14 protein-coding genes are annotated in these 14,564 nt (G+C 35.5%); all 14 read right to left on the bottom strand.

Annotation, left to right across the window (positions count from 1 at the left end; genetic code table 11):
* Nucleotides 1-7: 7 nt before the first annotated feature.
* Nucleotides 8-571 carry a nucleotide exchange factor GrpE gene (gene grpE / locus J7E16_RS02455; RefSeq protein WP_214888303.1) on the bottom strand — a complete coding sequence of 188 codons (564 nt, stop codon included), beginning with the start codon at nt 569-571 and terminating at the stop codon, nt 8-10.
* A gap of 18 nt (nt 572-589) precedes the next feature.
* Entirely contained in the window at nt 590-1,627 is a 1,038-nt protein-coding gene (hrcA, locus tag J7E16_RS02460) for a heat-inducible transcriptional repressor HrcA (RefSeq protein ID WP_214888306.1), read from the bottom strand.
* Nucleotides 1,628-1,914: 287 nt separating this feature from the next.
* On the bottom strand, nt 1,915-3,294 hold the full coding sequence (gene argH / locus J7E16_RS02465) for an argininosuccinate lyase (RefSeq protein WP_214888308.1): 1,380 nt from the start codon (nt 3,292-3,294) through the stop codon (nt 1,915-1,917).
* Between the two features lie 25 nt (nt 3,295-3,319).
* On the bottom strand, nt 3,320-4,534 hold the full coding sequence (locus tag J7E16_RS02470) for an argininosuccinate synthase (RefSeq protein ID WP_034548614.1): 1,215 nt from the start codon (nt 4,532-4,534) through the stop codon (nt 3,320-3,322).
* A gap of 276 nt (nt 4,535-4,810) precedes the next feature.
* Nucleotides 4,811-5,773 (bottom strand): riboflavin biosynthesis protein RibF, encoded by a 963-nt coding sequence (gene ribF, locus J7E16_RS02475; RefSeq protein ID WP_214888310.1) that lies wholly within the window; start codon nt 5,771-5,773, stop codon nt 4,811-4,813.
* Nucleotides 5,774-5,788: 15 nt separating this feature from the next.
* Entirely contained in the window at nt 5,789-6,706 is a 918-nt protein-coding gene (truB, locus tag J7E16_RS02480) for a tRNA pseudouridine(55) synthase TruB (RefSeq protein WP_214888853.1), read from the bottom strand.
* A 412-nt stretch (nt 6,707-7,118) separates the two neighbouring features.
* Complete coding sequence (locus tag J7E16_RS02485; RefSeq protein ID WP_214888311.1) at nt 7,119-7,673, bottom strand: DUF421 domain-containing protein; 555 nt, start codon at nt 7,671-7,673, stop codon at nt 7,119-7,121.
* A gap of 132 nt (nt 7,674-7,805) precedes the next feature.
* Nucleotides 7,806-9,167 carry a LysM peptidoglycan-binding domain-containing protein gene (locus tag J7E16_RS02490; RefSeq protein ID WP_214888313.1) on the bottom strand — a complete coding sequence of 454 codons (1,362 nt, stop codon included), beginning with the start codon at nt 9,165-9,167 and terminating at the stop codon, nt 7,806-7,808.
* 203 nt (nt 9,168-9,370) lie between these two features.
* Nucleotides 9,371-9,718, bottom strand: a complete 348-nt coding sequence (gene rbfA, locus J7E16_RS02495; protein WP_034548609.1) for a 30S ribosome-binding factor RbfA — start codon at nt 9,716-9,718, stop codon at nt 9,371-9,373.
* A gap of 23 nt (nt 9,719-9,741) precedes the next feature.
* On the bottom strand, nt 9,742-12,066 hold the full coding sequence (gene infB / locus J7E16_RS02500) for a translation initiation factor IF-2 (RefSeq protein WP_214888315.1): 2,325 nt from the start codon (nt 12,064-12,066) through the stop codon (nt 9,742-9,744).
* Between the two features lie 15 nt (nt 12,067-12,081).
* On the bottom strand, nt 12,082-12,387 hold the full coding sequence (locus tag J7E16_RS02505) for a L7Ae/L30e/S12e/Gadd45 family ribosomal protein (RefSeq protein ID WP_051910489.1): 306 nt from the start codon (nt 12,385-12,387) through the stop codon (nt 12,082-12,084).
* Nucleotides 12,384-12,668 (bottom strand): RNase P modulator RnpM, encoded by a 285-nt coding sequence (gene rnpM / locus J7E16_RS02510; RefSeq protein ID WP_214888317.1) that lies wholly within the window; start codon nt 12,666-12,668, stop codon nt 12,384-12,386. Before rnpM ends, J7E16_RS02505 begins: the two co-directional genes overlap by 4 nt.
* 15 nt (nt 12,669-12,683) lie before the next feature.
* Entirely contained in the window at nt 12,684-13,961 is a 1,278-nt protein-coding gene (gene nusA, locus J7E16_RS02515) for a transcription termination factor NusA (protein WP_214888319.1), read from the bottom strand.
* Nucleotides 13,962-13,996: 35 nt separating this feature from the next.
* Nucleotides 13,997-14,470 (bottom strand): ribosome maturation factor RimP, encoded by a 474-nt coding sequence (gene rimP, locus J7E16_RS02520; RefSeq protein WP_214888322.1) that lies wholly within the window; start codon nt 14,468-14,470, stop codon nt 13,997-13,999.
* Nucleotides 14,471-14,564: the final 94 nt, after the last annotated feature.

Genomic DNA, 14,564 nt, shown 5'->3' on the forward strand with positions numbered 1-14,564 from the left:
TTAAGCTTTATTGAGCAACGATGACCATTGCTGGACGTAAGACTCGTCCTTTTAAATCATACCCTTTTTGTAAAACTTGTACAACTATTTCACTTTTTTGACCTTCTTCAACAGGAACCGTTTGAACAGCCTGATGGAAGTTTGGATCAAATGGTTCATTTAAAGGATCGATAACTTCGATTCCTTCGTTTTTTAATGCTGCAGCGAACGTTTCCTTCACCATCTCGATTCCTTTTTTCAAACTTTTGCCTTGCTCATCTGTTACTTCAATAGCTAGAGCTCGTTCTAAGTTATCACCGACTGGAAGCAATTCGAGTGCTAAAGATTGAGCACGGAATTTAGCAGCATCTTCACGTTCTTTTGCATTGCGTTTTTGGATATTTGCCATTTCAGCTTGGACACGCAAATATTTATTTTCCATTTCTTCTAAAGCAGCTTTTGCTTCAGCAAGTTCATCAACTTCTACAGACTCAGTTGTTTCTTCTGGTTTGATTACCGTTTCTTCTACTGATTCTGTTGTTGTTTCTTCTACTACTTCTTGTTCTTGCTTCTTGTCTTTATTTCTAGACACATCAACAGCTCCTTTTGCTTAATCTTCTACAGAATGGTAGTAGTCGATTATTTTTTTTGAAAGCTCATTTCGAAATACATCCACCAAGCCAATCATTTTAGAATACGGCATATTCGTTGGACCTAACAATGCAATAACACCTGAACTGTATCCTTCAATGTCATAGCTTGCCGTAATTAAACTGAACTCATTGAAAAGCTCATTGTTTAACTCCGTACCAATTTTCACGGTGATTCCAGTAGTACTTGGGATCACTAGAGAAGATAAGTCATGAGTACCATCCATTAACGAATAAATAGACTTAAATTTTTCGACATTTAATTCATTCGAAAAATCTAATATATTCATTCTTCCACCTACGTGCATCCTATCTTGTCCAGCCTTCAAAAAGACATTTTCAAAGATATCTAAAATTCCTTCATTTGTCTTGACGTACTTATTTAGCAATAAAGGAATTTCAGTCTTGAGTCTTTTAAATACTTCCATTAACGTAAGACCAACTAATTGTTCATTAAAAATACGAACAATTTTTTCCAGCTCATTAACGTCCATCGATCTCGGGATAGTAACAACTTGGTTTTCTACATGGCCTTTATCTGTAACCAGAATAGCCATGACTTGATAATCATTCAATGGTACTAAACGAAAACCGGTTAAAATACTCTCTTTGATTTCAGGACCTAATGTTATTGCCGTATAACTGGTCAATTGAGAAAGCAATTCAGCAGATTGGAAAACAATTTCATCCAACTGTCTAAATTGATTTCCTAAAGCATTCTTTATGACTGCAAGATCTTTTTTCTGAATTTTCACTGGATGTACCAGATAGTCCACATAAAAACGATAGCCTTTTAATGACGGAACACGACCTGATGAGGAATGTGTTTTTTCAATGAAGCCTAATTCTTCAAGACGTCCCATTTCATTACGAATAGTCGCTGAACTAAAATTGATCTCAGCTTCATTCATCAAGGTTTTAGATCCTATGGGTGTCTCGTGTGAAGTGTATAAGCGAATGATAGATTTTAAGATTAAAATCTGTCTTTCAGTTAACATGTTGCATCACCTCTTTTTTAGCACTTGAAACTATTGAGTGCTAATACATTTATTAATTTACCAAATATAATTGTTCCTGTCAATAATTTTTGCTTATTTTTTGACTAATTTTGACGTTTATTAAAAACATTGATTTCCCGCTTGATTTATCCATTTTCAGCCTAGAAAAAAAGTATTAAAAATGAAATAATTCATTTTTAATACTTTTTCTTCTCATTGATTTTAGGTCTGAATTTTTTAATATTCGTAGCTTTGTTGTTCATATCAACACCATTTGTTAACCAAACCTAATTTAACTGGCATTCTTTTTTTGCTTTTTCTAGTTCAGTTCTTATTTGGACAAAACCAGTACCGCCTAAAGAATTTCTGCGTTCAACAGCCACACGAGATTCTAACAAAGAATACACATCTTCTTGAATAATAGGAGCTGCTGCTTGAAAATCTGCTAATGAAATATCTTGTAAATAATTGCCGTTTTTCAAGCACTTTAAAACAAGTTTTCCAACTATTTCATGTGCTTCTCTAAACGGAGTACCTTTAGAGGCAAGATAATCAGCTAACTCTGTCGCATTGGAAAAATCTTTAGTTGTTGCTTCACTCATTTTTTCTTCGTGCACGATCATATCATCCAACATACCAGCAAATACGTTCAAACAATCTTTGACGGTTTTTACTGTGTCGAACATACCTTCTTTATCTTCTTGCAGATCCTTATTATAAGCTAAAGGCAAACTTTTCATTACCGTCAACAGTGAAAATAAATTGCCGTACACTCTGCCTGTTTTCCCACGAATCAATTCTGCCATATCTGGATTTTTCTTTTGCGGCATGATTGAACTACCTGTTGAAAAGGCGTCCGTTAAACTAACAAACTGATACTCATGACTTGTCCAAAGAATTATTTCTTCGCAAAAACGTGAAAGATGCATCATCAGTATGCTGCTATTCGACAAAAATTCTAAGATGAAATCACGGTCACTAACGGCATCCATACTATTTGAATAAACGGAACTAAAGCCTAATTGTTCTGCGGTATCCAAACGATCGATTGGAAATGTCGTTCCTGCCAAAGCTGCTGCTCCTAAAGGGGAACAATCGATGCGTTTCAAACTATCTTGGTATCTTTCTAAATCACGTTTAAACATGTTGTAATACGCTAGCAAATGGTGAGCAAAAGAGATAGGCTGCGCATGTTGTAAATGCGTATATCCAGGAATAATGGTTTCAACATGTTTTTCCGCTTTTAGCAGAATAACTTTTTCTAGATCCATAAGTGATTCAGAAATTTCACCGACTTGACGTTTTAAATAAAGATGCATATCGGTGGCTACTTGATCATTTCGACTTCTTGCAGTGTGTAGTTTCCCTGCGACCAGTCCAATCTCTTTATGAAGAAGCGTTTCGATATTTAAATGAATGTCTTCATTCGCAATAGAGAATACCAACTCTTTCTTTTGGACTTTTACTAAAAGAATTTCTAATCCTCTAATGATCTCATCTGCTTCTTCTTGAAGAATAATGGACGTCTTAGCTAACATTTTAACATGTGCCAAACTTCCTATAATATCTTCTTCCGCTAAAACTTGGTCTACTTCAATCGAAGCACCAAATTCATCGATCCATTTTTGACTTTCTCCTTCAAAACGACCGCCCCATAATTTTTTCATGTTGTCATCCTATCCTTATTTAAGATTACTTATTCTTGATAGTAACTTTTGGTTTATTAACTTCTGCATGAACTTTTGTAGGCAGACCCCATAACTTAATAAATCCAACAGAGGCTTCTTGATTAAATGTATCTGCAGAAGTATAAGTTGCTAAATCTTCATCATAAAGTGAATTTGGAGACTTTCTGCCTTCCACGATTGCATGGCCTTTAAATAATTTCACTCTTACCGTTCCATTTACATACTTTTGAGTTGATTTCAAAAAAGCAATCAAGCTTTCGGTTAATGGATTGTACCATAATCCGTTATAGATCATTTCTGTTATTTTCTGTTCAATTATTGGTTTAAAGTGTGCAGTATCTTTAACAAATGTAAGATCTTCCAATTCTTTATGAGCGGTCATAAGTGTTACTGCCCCAGGAGCTTCATAGATTTCACGAGATTTGATACCGATCAATCTATTTTCAATATGATCGATCCGTCCAATCCCATGTTTTCCAGCAATGCTGTTCAACTGTTGGATCAAATCAGACAACTCGTATTTTGAACCATCAAGAGCTACTGGAACTCCCGCTAAGAATTCAATTTCAATCATTTCTGGGCTATCAGGAGTATTTTCTAAACTCGCTGTTAACTCATAGGCTACTTCTGGTGGTGCGATCCAAGGATTTTCTAAGACGCCACATTCATTGCTTCTTCCCCAAAGATTTTGATCAATAGAGAAAGGATTGTCTAAATCAATTGGAACCGGAATAGAGTGTTCAATAGCATAGTTGATCTCTTCTTCCCTTGACCATGTCCAATCACGAACCGGTGCGATTACTTTTAAATCTGGAGCTAAAGAATGAATGGCAACTTCAAAACGAACTTGATCATTTCCTTTTCCGGTACAACCATGTGCTACTGCTACCGCTTTTTCTTTTATAGCTACTTCAACCAATTTTTTAGCAATTAAAGGACGAGATAACGCTGATATTAGCGGATACTTACCTTCATAATATGTGTGCGCTTGTAACGCGATCAATGCAAAGTCATTAGCAAATTCTACTTTAGCGTCAATCGTATATGAAGCAGAAGCACCAATTTGTATCGCCTTTTCTTTAATAAAATCCAGGTTTTTTCCTTCTCCTACATCCAAACAACAAGCGATGACCTCATACCCTTCATCTATTAACCATTTAATGGATACCGAAGTATCCAATCCTCCTGAGTAAGCTAAAACAACTTTTCCTTTATTCATAAAAACACCTCATCCAATTAATTTTATTGCATGAACGTATCCTAACATGGCAAAAAGATTAAAACAAGCTTATATTGTTTTTTTATGCTTTATTATGTATTTTATAGCTTTTTTTTGAAATTTTATTGTATATTAAGCCACTTTATTCATAAATGTTGTATAAATCAGAAGAACGCTTTTAGCAAGAGCCCTTATTGTTTTATCATTTTATGCAAAAAAAAACAAGAAACAATTGTCTCTTGTTTACTCTGTTCAATTACTTTCGGATAAGGTCCATTACTTATTCTGGTTTGATTTATTAGTCTGTTCAAAAAATTGTGCCGTATCCAATTCGTCTTGTTTAAGTTGCGCAATTAAAGCGTCAATCGAATCAAACTTTTTTTCATCTCGTAAATAATCATGCCATAATACCTTTACTTCTTCACCATAGATGTCAGCACTAAAATCAAGAATGTAAACTTCGACCGTTAATGGACGATTTGGTTCAAACGTTACATTGTGTCCAATTGAAGCCATTCCTTTATACGTTCTTCCACCCACTACTATTTCAACAACATATACACCCTTACGAGGCAGCTTAACAAGATTCTCAACTTCGATGTTCGCTGTTGGGAATCCTAACAGCCTTCCCCTGGCGTCTCCATGTATGACTCTTCCAGGAGTAGCGTAGATATAACCTAAGAGATTATTAGCAACAGGCATATCTCCAACTTCTAAAGCTGAACGAATCCGTGTAGAACTAATTTTTTCTTCTCTTAATGTTTGTTTTTCCACTACAACTATCTCAAAACGATTATTAGCGTACTTTGGCAAATGTACCATTGAAGCAACTTCCTTTTTACCAAATGAATAGTCAAAACCTGCTACGACTGTTTGTGCATGTAATCCAACAATGTATTGATCCACAAAATCTTGTGGTGCTAAACTAGCAAACGCAGATGTAAAGTCGACTTCATAAAGATAATCGACACCAATTTTCTCCATCAATTCCTCTTTGCGAGATACAGTTGAAAGATATTTATGCTGATCCGAATTTAATTTTTTAAAAACAATTGAGGGATGTTGATTGAATGTCATGACTGCTAATTTTAAATTGTTTTTATCAGCAAGACTTTTTGCCCTAAAAATCACTTCTTGATGGCCTCTATGTACGCCATCAAAAAAACCTAAAGCTAACACTACTTTGTCTTCAGGGATTTCATCTGCTAGATACGGATGATGCAGTTTAATGATTTCCACAGTGTAAAAACTCCTCTACAAATTATTCCTTAATACTTTGATTGGTTTCAAATAATCTTTTTTTTGTGGATGGACAGCATAAATACTAACCGCTTTTTGCAAATAAATGAAAACAACTGGCATCGACAAATCAGCTGGAATAGTATCGATTGGCAACACAGCTCCATTTTTCACTTTATCCCATAAGGTTTCATCAATATCGAATGAAGCTAAGTCTTTTAGACCAAATTCTAGAGGAAATAAAACTTCGTCAATTTCTTCTTGTTCCATTTTTTCAGCAACTTGGGCTAACGTTAAACAATCACTAGCTTTAAACGTACCACTAAGCACACGCGTTAAATCAGACATGTGCGCTGGGTATCCAAGTTGTCTACCTAAGTCTACAGCCAACGTACGAACGTAAGTCCCTTTTCCACACGCCACCTCAAACTTCCAAGAGACCGTCCCTCTTTCTTTATCTACGACCACATCTGAAGTCCGTTTGAATTGTTTTATCTCCGCAACTCTTTCTGGTCGTTCAACGGTTTCACCAGCTCTAGCATACTCATATAATTTTTTCCCATTCACTTTTACTGCTGAATACATTGGCGGTATTTGAGTGATTTTTCCTTCCATGTTTTTCATGGCAGCATCAATCGCTTCAAGCGTCGGTACTTCTTCTACTTCGACTTGCTCAACAATTTCACCGCTTCGGTCTTCTGTTGTTGTCGAATAGCCAAGTGTAATTTCGCCTATGTAACCTTTACCTGTTTCCATCATGTACTCGACAACTTTTGTAGCTTTTCCAACACATATAGGCAATACACCGTCGACATCTGGATCCAACGTACCTGTATGTCCAATTTTTTTTGTTTTTAAAATTTTTCTAAGTTTAAATACACAATCATGACTAGTCATGCCGCGTTCTTTCCATAAAGGGAGAATACCTTCCATTGCTTGATCCCAACTTTCCTTTTTCAACTCTTCAAGTATACCATAATTACCAAAATGACGTCATCCATTTATTAACCGTATATTAGTTCAATTATCTGTTTTAGTGAGAGAATTGAAATCAACCTTTACTAAATAAAACATCATTTTATACTTGTTTAATGGATAAGTCTGTATGATTAGTCAAATGGAAACTTGTTTTATACTCGTTTAATCAATAATATCAGTTTATTAATTAAATGGAAATTTGTTTCAATGCTCGTTTAAACATTAATTCTACTTTATTAGTCAAAAAGATTTTTATTTGTCATCTGTTGAATCAATAAACTTAAACGAAAGCTTCTTTACAAGGATTGGATATGTAGAAAAGGTCAAGAATACAAAATCAGAGACCAAGAACTATGTCCCAGTCTCTTTAGTCTAGATATTTCCTGATTTCTTCCTCATAGTCTGTACTTACATCAGTAACGACTGAAAGATTTCCATTAGATTCTAACACAACTGCAAAAACCTTATCTGAAGAACATCTAGCTTGGATTCGAATAGCAGAATAAATATCTTCTTTAGTTACGCGACTTTTTTTCATTGTATTTTCTAAGAAAGCACCCTTTAAAAATAAAACTTTTGGAGCTGGATTAATAAATTTTGAAAAGTAGGACCATTTGCTGATGATTTTTGAAACAAGGAATTGCAAGGACAAAAGTAATGTGATTGCTAAAAACCCATTTATTATAGTAACATCTTTTAAGATCATAGTAGATGATACTGTTGACCCTATAGTAAATGAAGTGATAACATCCTGTATACTCATATTTGAAACACTTCTATTTCCAAAAATTCTTAAGCTGGCCAGTAACAATATAAAGGTTATAATGGTTGAAAAAAAGATTCTAATGACAGGCGTCCAACTATCAAATAAAAGATTTGGCGTTCCCATTTCTGTTTGTATGTTTATCAAAAAATCCGACATTTAAAAACCTCCTTTACACACTTAGTGTAAAGAAAAAAAGCAAAGAGTAAAGAAATTCAAATCAAAGCCAAAGCATACAAGCAAAAATCAGTTGTACACTTTGGCCTTAGCATATTCTATTGCCTAGCAGTATTAGACTGTGGGTATTTTTAAGACTTGACCAATCTTTATTACATTCGCACTAGCCAATTTATTTATAGTGACGATCGATTGAACAGTCACGCCGTATCTTTTAGCAATGCTGTAAAGAGTATCTCCAGCCTTAACGGTATAATTGATTATCGTTGGTACCGGTTTCGGAACAATCGTACCGGTACTAACAGGAATTTTCAGAACTTGACCGACTCTTATAACATTCGCACTGGCTAATTTGTTTGCTGTGACGATCGATTGAACAGTCACGCCATATCTTTTAGCAATGCTGTAAAGAGTATCTCCAGCCTTAACGGTGTAATTGATTGTCGTTGGTACCGGTTGTGGAACAATCGTACCAGTTTTAGCAGGAATTTTTATCGTTTGGCCAATTTTCAGTATATTAGGGTTGGTCAAATTATTGGCAGCCACTAACTGTTGTACGGTTACATTATATGCATTAGCAATTTTAGTTAAGGTATCACCTGCTTTAACGGTATAGTTAGTAGTCGGAATGATAAGAATTTGGCCGACACGAATCACGTTTACATTGGTTAATTTATTAGCTGTTGCCAATTGTTGAACAGTCACTCCATAAAGACTGGCGATCTTAGTTAAAGTCTCACCTGATTTGACAATGTGTTGGCCACTAGTAGCTGTTTGCGTGCTAGTAGACAGCATTTGGCTGATCGTAACAAAGGTGTATCCTTTAGCCTTCAATTGGTTGATCATATTTTGGAGTGCTCCTGGAGTACCTGTAGCACCTTCTCCTGTATGCATCAAAACAATCATTCCTGGAGTTGCATTATTTACAACTTTATTCGTGATTTCACTAGAAGAGACCCCTTTCCAATCGACTGTATCAATCGTCCAGCCAATCGTTTTTGTATAGCCCAAATTACCAACCGCTAACAATGAAGCTGCATTCATTGAGCCAAAAGGTGCACGAAAATAGGGTTTAGTAGTCTTTCCACTAATATTTTTAATAACAGCTTCCCCTTTATCTAATTCTGTTTTGATCTGAGCTGCACTTATTTTAGTAAAATCAGGATGAGAGTATGAGTGATTGCCAAATTGATGCCCTTGGTCAGCAATATTTTTGATCAATTGCGGATGATTTTCTGCTGCTTTACCAGTAACGAAAAAAGTAGCTTTGATTTTATTTGCGTTTAAAACCTGTAAAATTTTAGTAGTATTTTTGCCATCTGAACCATCATCAAACGTAAAAGCGACCATTTTAGATGTTGTATTCCCTTTAGTTATATATTGAGAGCTGGAAGCAGTGACCGGTAAAGCGAAAGTTAAACTGAATAAAAGCAATAGTGTCAGTAGAAGACTAGCCAATCCAATTTTTAAACGCATGTTACTCACCCCTTTATTTTTTTTAAGTAAGTTTTTTCAATGCATTTTTCCCTCTAGGTTCTCAGCTCTCCTTTCACTTTTATTATACCACCTCGGATAACTATTTGATTTTTAAAAGACTTTTCTCCCTGTTATATTTTGATTTTTCAATTAAAAAAACCTCCAAAGGGTTGCCCTTTGGAGGTTTAAAATGAGATTTTTTATTAGTCTTTATTTAAATTACGCAATAATTCATCGATATGACTTCCATATTCAACAGATGCATCTCGCTCAAAACTTATTTCTGGTGTTTTGTAGAGTGTCAAACGCTTGCCTAATTCGCTTCTAACTAATCCAGAAGCCTTATCTAAGCCTAATTGTGTTCTTTCACGATCACTAGCTTTGTCAGATAAAATACTATAGAAAATAGTTGCTTGTTGAAGATCACCGGTTACACGTACATCGGTTATATTTACATTGGCAACTCGGGGATCTTTCACGCGTTTCTGCAAGATATCATTTACTTCTTTTTGAATTTCTTGTGAAACACGGCCAATTCTATGATTTGCCATATTTAACCCTTCTTTCTTACGTATTACTTACGTTTAATTTCAACCATTTCATAAGCTTCAATAATGTCATCCACTTTAACTTCGTTATAATCTTTAATCATAAAGCCACATTCAAAACCTTTTTTTACTTCTTTAGCGTCATCTTTAAAGCGTTTCAAACTTGCCAATTCGCCTTCAAAGATTACGATATTGTCGCGAATTAATCGGATACTACTGCTACGCTTGATAGTACCATCTGTAACGAATCCACCAGCAATCGTACCTACTTTAGATACTGTAAATGTTTCACGAACAACAACTTGTCCGGTTATTTTTTCTTCGTATTCAGGGTCTAATAGACCTTTCATAGCTGTTTCAATTTCATCAATTGCATTGTATATGATACGGTGCAAACGAATATCAACTTGTTCTTGATCAGCTTGAACTCTAGCTTGTGGAGTTGGACGAACGTTAAAACCAATAATGATCGCATTACTTGCTGCTGCTAAAGTAACATCACTTTCATTAATTGCTCCAACTGCAGTGTGAATCATTTTCACACGTACACCTTCTACATCAATTTTTTGTAAACTTGAAGCTAATGCTTCTGCAGAACCTTGTACATCTGCTTTTATGATAACATTGACTTCTTTTAGTTCTCCTTCTTGCAAGCTAGAGAATAAATTGTCGATCGTTACACGATTCGTTACTGAACGTTGCTCAGCCATTGCTTTCTTCTCACGTGTTTCTCCTGCTGCACGAGCAGTTTTTTCATCTTCAAAGACAACAAACTGATCTCCTGCTTGAGGAGCAGTATTCAATCCTGTGATTTCAACTGGAGCAGAAGGTCCAGCATGTTTTACGCGACGACCTTTTTCGTTGACCATTACACGAACACGTCCGTAAGTATTTCCGACTACGATTGGATCTCCTACATTCAGTGTTCCCCCTTGAACAAGCAAGGTTGCAATTGGACCTTTTGATTTATCTAATCTTGCTTCAATAACTGTACCGATTGCTAAGCGTTTAGTATCTGCTTTTAAATCTTCAACTTCAGCAACAAGTAAAATCATTTCTAATAATTCTTCTAAGTTTTGACCTAATAATGCTGAGATTTCAACGAATATAGTGTCTCCGCCCCATTTTTCTGGAACTAAACCATATTCAGTTAATTCTTGCATTACGCGTTCAGGATTTGCATCCGGTTTATCAACTTTGTTGACCGCTACGATAATTGGAACTTCTGCGGCTTTAGCATGATTGATAGCTTCAACTGTTTGCGGCATAACGCCATCATCTGCAGCTACAACGATAATTGTGATATCCGTTACATCTGCTCCACGAGCACGCATTGTTGTAAACGCAGCATGACCTGGTGTATCCAAGAAAGTAATGATTTTTCCATCAACATTGACTTGATAAGCACCAATATGTTGTGTGATTCCGCCGGCTTCGCCTTGAGTTACTTTCGTATTTCTAAGGGTGTCTAATAATGTTGTTTTACCATGGTCAACGTGACCCATGATCGTTACTACTGGTGGACGAGCTGTAAGATTTTCTTCAACAACTTCTTGATCAAAATAAATATCTAAGTCAGAAGCATCGACTTGTATTTTTTCTTCTGCTTTAATTCCATACTCTTCAGCTAATAATTCAATAGCTTCTTTACCCAAACTTTGATTCAAAGTTGCTACAACACCTAGCATGAATAATTTTTTGATGATTTCAGCAGGTTCACGGTAAATCTTTTTAGAAATATCTGCTACAGTCATACCATCCGTATAAGAAAGTACTTCTGGTAATTCTTTGAATTTACGCGCTACTGGAGGTGCAACCGGTTTAGTTTCACCTTTTTTACCTTTTCTCTTACGTTTATTAAATCCACCATGCGTTCCTACACTTCCGCGGTTAAAAGGTCTGTTTCCTGAGCGTTTGTTCTTATTGGCCCCTTGTGCTGCGCGTTGTGGCGCCTGGCTTGTTGCCCCTGTTTGAGCTACTGGAGTACTTGTTGCTGGTTTGCTTACTGCTGGTTTGTTTGTTGCAGCTGGTTTGTTTGCTGCAGTTTGATTTTCTTTCGCCGCTGGACGGTTTGGTTGATTGGATTGATTCTTCTGATTCGTTATAGGATTACCACCTTTTTGATTTTTTATATTTGAAGTACCTGTTGATTTTTCTTGGACACTCTTACTAGGAGCTATACTACTTTTCTTATCTGAAACAAAAAAGTTATTTAGCTGTTCAACTTGTTTATCTTCCATTGAAGACATGTGACTGTTGTAGTCAATGCCAAGTTGTTTTGCTTTATCAATAACACTTTTAGTTGGTACATCTAATTCTTTGGCATATTCATATACACGTTTTTTAGCCATGATATTCCCCTCCAATTAAATTGATAATAATTCTCGGAATTTTTTTCCAAAGCCATTATCCGTGATGGTACAAATTGTTCGTTCTTTTCCTATTGCTTGGCTTAACTCACTTCTCGTAAAGTGAATTATAAAAGGAATATGATAATAATTGCACTTATCCGAGATTTTTTTCTTAGTATTTTCGCTTGCATCAGTTGCTACAATAACAACTTTTGCAGACAAATTTCTAATTTCTTTTAGGCTTAAATCTTCTCCAGTTGTAAGCTTTCCAGCTCTAATTGCCATGCCTAAAAGATTCAATACCTTTTGTTCCTCTATCATAAACTCATCCTAGCTTTTTGATGTGTAACATAATCTAATAGTTCTTGATAAAAAACATCATTCAAAGTTGTCCCTAATACTTTATCTAACACATGTTTTTCCCATGCAGATTGCACGATTTCAGGTTCTATTGAAACATACGCTCCTCGTCCTGGCAGTTTCCCGCTTGGATCGATAGTTACTTGATTTTCTTTATTTATAACAATTCGAATCATGTCTTTTTTAGGTTTCATTTCATTGGAAATGACGCATTTCCGCATAGGAATTTTACGTTTCGGCATTATCTTCACCTCTTGTTAGTCTTCCTTGTTATCTCGTTCTTCAGCTAATTCAATCAATTCTTCAGTTGCTTCAGGATCTAAATTGCCTTCTTCAACATCAGCATCAATCAGGATTTCGTCAAATTGAGTGTCTAAGTCTTCAACAGATTCAATGATTTTTTCTTCATCCATTTCTTGCTCTTGACTTTCAATAGCTTCAATGACTTTAGCATACTCAACATCTTTTTCTAATCCAGCTTCTTCTTTAGCCATATTTATAGCATTCATGTCTGTTTCAGATTTGATATCGATCTTGTACCCGGTCAGCTTAGCCGCTAGTCGAGCATTTTGGCCTCGCTTACCGATAGCAAGAGATAATTGGTAATCTGGAACAACTACCAAACAGCTGCCAGCAGCTTCGTTAAAGGTGACATTGACAACTTGAGCAGGATTCAAAGCATTTCCGATATAAGTTGCAGGATCAGAATTCCATTCTACTATATCCATGTTTTCACCTTTCAGCTCATTCACGATAGCTTGCACACGTTGTCCTTTAGGCCCAACACATGTTCCAACTGGATCAATGTGTTCATCTCTAGAACGAACAGCTACTTTAGCACGGTCTCCAGCTTCTCTAGCAATAGAAACGATTTCAACAACTCCATCATAGATTTCAGGAACTTCTTGTTCAAATAGTCGTTTCAATAAATCGGGATGACTGCGGCTAACAAATATTTGCGGTCCTTTTGACGTATTCTCAACTTTTGTCACGTAAACTTTTATCCGATCATGAGGTTTATATACTTCATTAGGGATTTGTTCTTGCTTAGATAAAACAGCTTCGATCTTCCCTAAATTAACATAGATATAGCGATGATCTTGTCGCTCAACAATACCTTGCATGATATCATTTTCATAAGTAATAAATTCATTGTAGATAATATTTCTTTCTGCTTCTCTTACGCGTTGCATGATAACTTGTTTAGCGGTTTGAGCAGCAATTCTTCCAAAATCTTTTGGTGTCACTTCAAAACGAATTTTATCACCTAATTCATAAGCTTTATTTAACTCTAAAGCTTCTTCAATGCCTACTTCAAGACGAGAGTCATAAACGACATCTGCAACTTCTTTCACAGAATAAACATGAATATTTCCTTTTTTTAAATCAAATTCGACCTCAACATTTTGTGCTTGGCCATAATTTTTTTTGTAAGCTGAAATTAAAGCAATCTCTAACGCTTCAACAACGAATTCTTTAGAAATTCCTTTTTCTTGTTCTAAAGCATCAAGAGCATTTAACATTTCTTTGCTCATTTTTCACTTCTCTCCTATCTCTAACAATCATTTAATTAAAATTGAATGGCTCTTCTAGCTTTCGCAATTATTTTTCGGTTGAACTCAATATCTTTTACTCTTGTTTTAATGCGAATAGTCAATATTAACGTTTCATCATTAATTTCTTTTAATGTACCTTCATATGTTTTTTCACCATCTACAGGTTCATATAAAGAAATATGGATGTATTCTCCAACTGCATTTATATAATCTTCTTCTTTTTTTAATGGTCTTTCAGCTCCAGGAGATGAAACCTCCAAGAAGTATGCTTGTGGGATAGGATCTGGGTTGATTTTATCCATATGTTCGCTTATTTGTTCACTAACTAGTGCGCAATCCTCTAAATCAATTCCTTCTGGCTTATCAATATAAACCCTTAAGAACCAATTTTTGCCTTCTTTTATGAACTCTATATCTGCTAATTCAAACTGATTTCTTTCAACAATAGGTTGCACGATTTCAGTTAGTGCTTCTACAACATTACTCAACTTTTTCGCCTCCTTATAGTTAGTTTTCTAACTTACTGCCGAAAAAGAGTGAGCGTTACCGCTCACTCTCAACAGAATATCTAAATCCAAATAA

Origin of the sequence: Carnobacterium sp. ISL-102, from assembly GCF_018612935.1 — a bacterium.
Taxonomy (GTDB): domain Bacteria; phylum Bacillota; class Bacilli; order Lactobacillales; family Carnobacteriaceae; genus Carnobacterium_B; species Carnobacterium_B alterfunditum.

Bases quoted from the DNA above. Each gene is read 5' to 3' on its own strand.
- hrcA (WP_214888306.1), bottom strand. From the start codon at position 1,627: ATGTTAACTGAAAGACAGATTTTAATCTTAAAATCTATCATTCGCTTA.
- argH (WP_214888308.1), bottom strand. From the start codon at position 3,294: ATGAAAAAATTATGGGGCGGTCGTTTTGAAGGAGAAAGTCAAAAATGG.
- J7E16_RS02470 (WP_034548614.1), bottom strand. From the start codon at position 4,534: ATGAATAAAGGAAAAGTTGTTTTAGCTTACTCAGGAGGATTGGATACT.
- truB (WP_214888853.1), bottom strand. From the start codon at position 6,706: ATGGAAGGTATTCTCCCTTTATGGAAAGAACGCGGCATGACTAGTCAT.
- J7E16_RS02485 (WP_214888311.1), bottom strand. From the start codon at position 7,673: ATGTCGGATTTTTTGATAAACATACAAACAGAAATGGGAACGCCAAAT.
- J7E16_RS02490 (WP_214888313.1), bottom strand. From the start codon at position 9,167: ATGCGTTTAAAAATTGGATTGGCTAGTCTTCTACTGACACTATTGCTT.
- rbfA (WP_034548609.1), bottom strand. From the start codon at position 9,718: ATGGCAAATCATAGAATTGGCCGTGTTTCACAAGAAATTCAAAAAGAA.
- infB (WP_214888315.1), bottom strand. From the start codon at position 12,066: ATGGCTAAAAAACGTGTATATGAATATGCCAAAGAATTAGATGTACCA.
- J7E16_RS02505 (WP_051910489.1), bottom strand. From the start codon at position 12,387: ATGATAGAGGAACAAAAGGTATTGAATCTTTTAGGCATGGCAATTAGA.
- rnpM (WP_214888317.1), bottom strand. From the start codon at position 12,668: ATGCCGAAACGTAAAATTCCTATGCGGAAATGCGTCATTTCCAATGAA.
- nusA (WP_214888319.1), bottom strand. From the start codon at position 13,961: ATGAGCAAAGAAATGTTAAATGCTCTTGATGCTTTAGAACAAGAAAAA.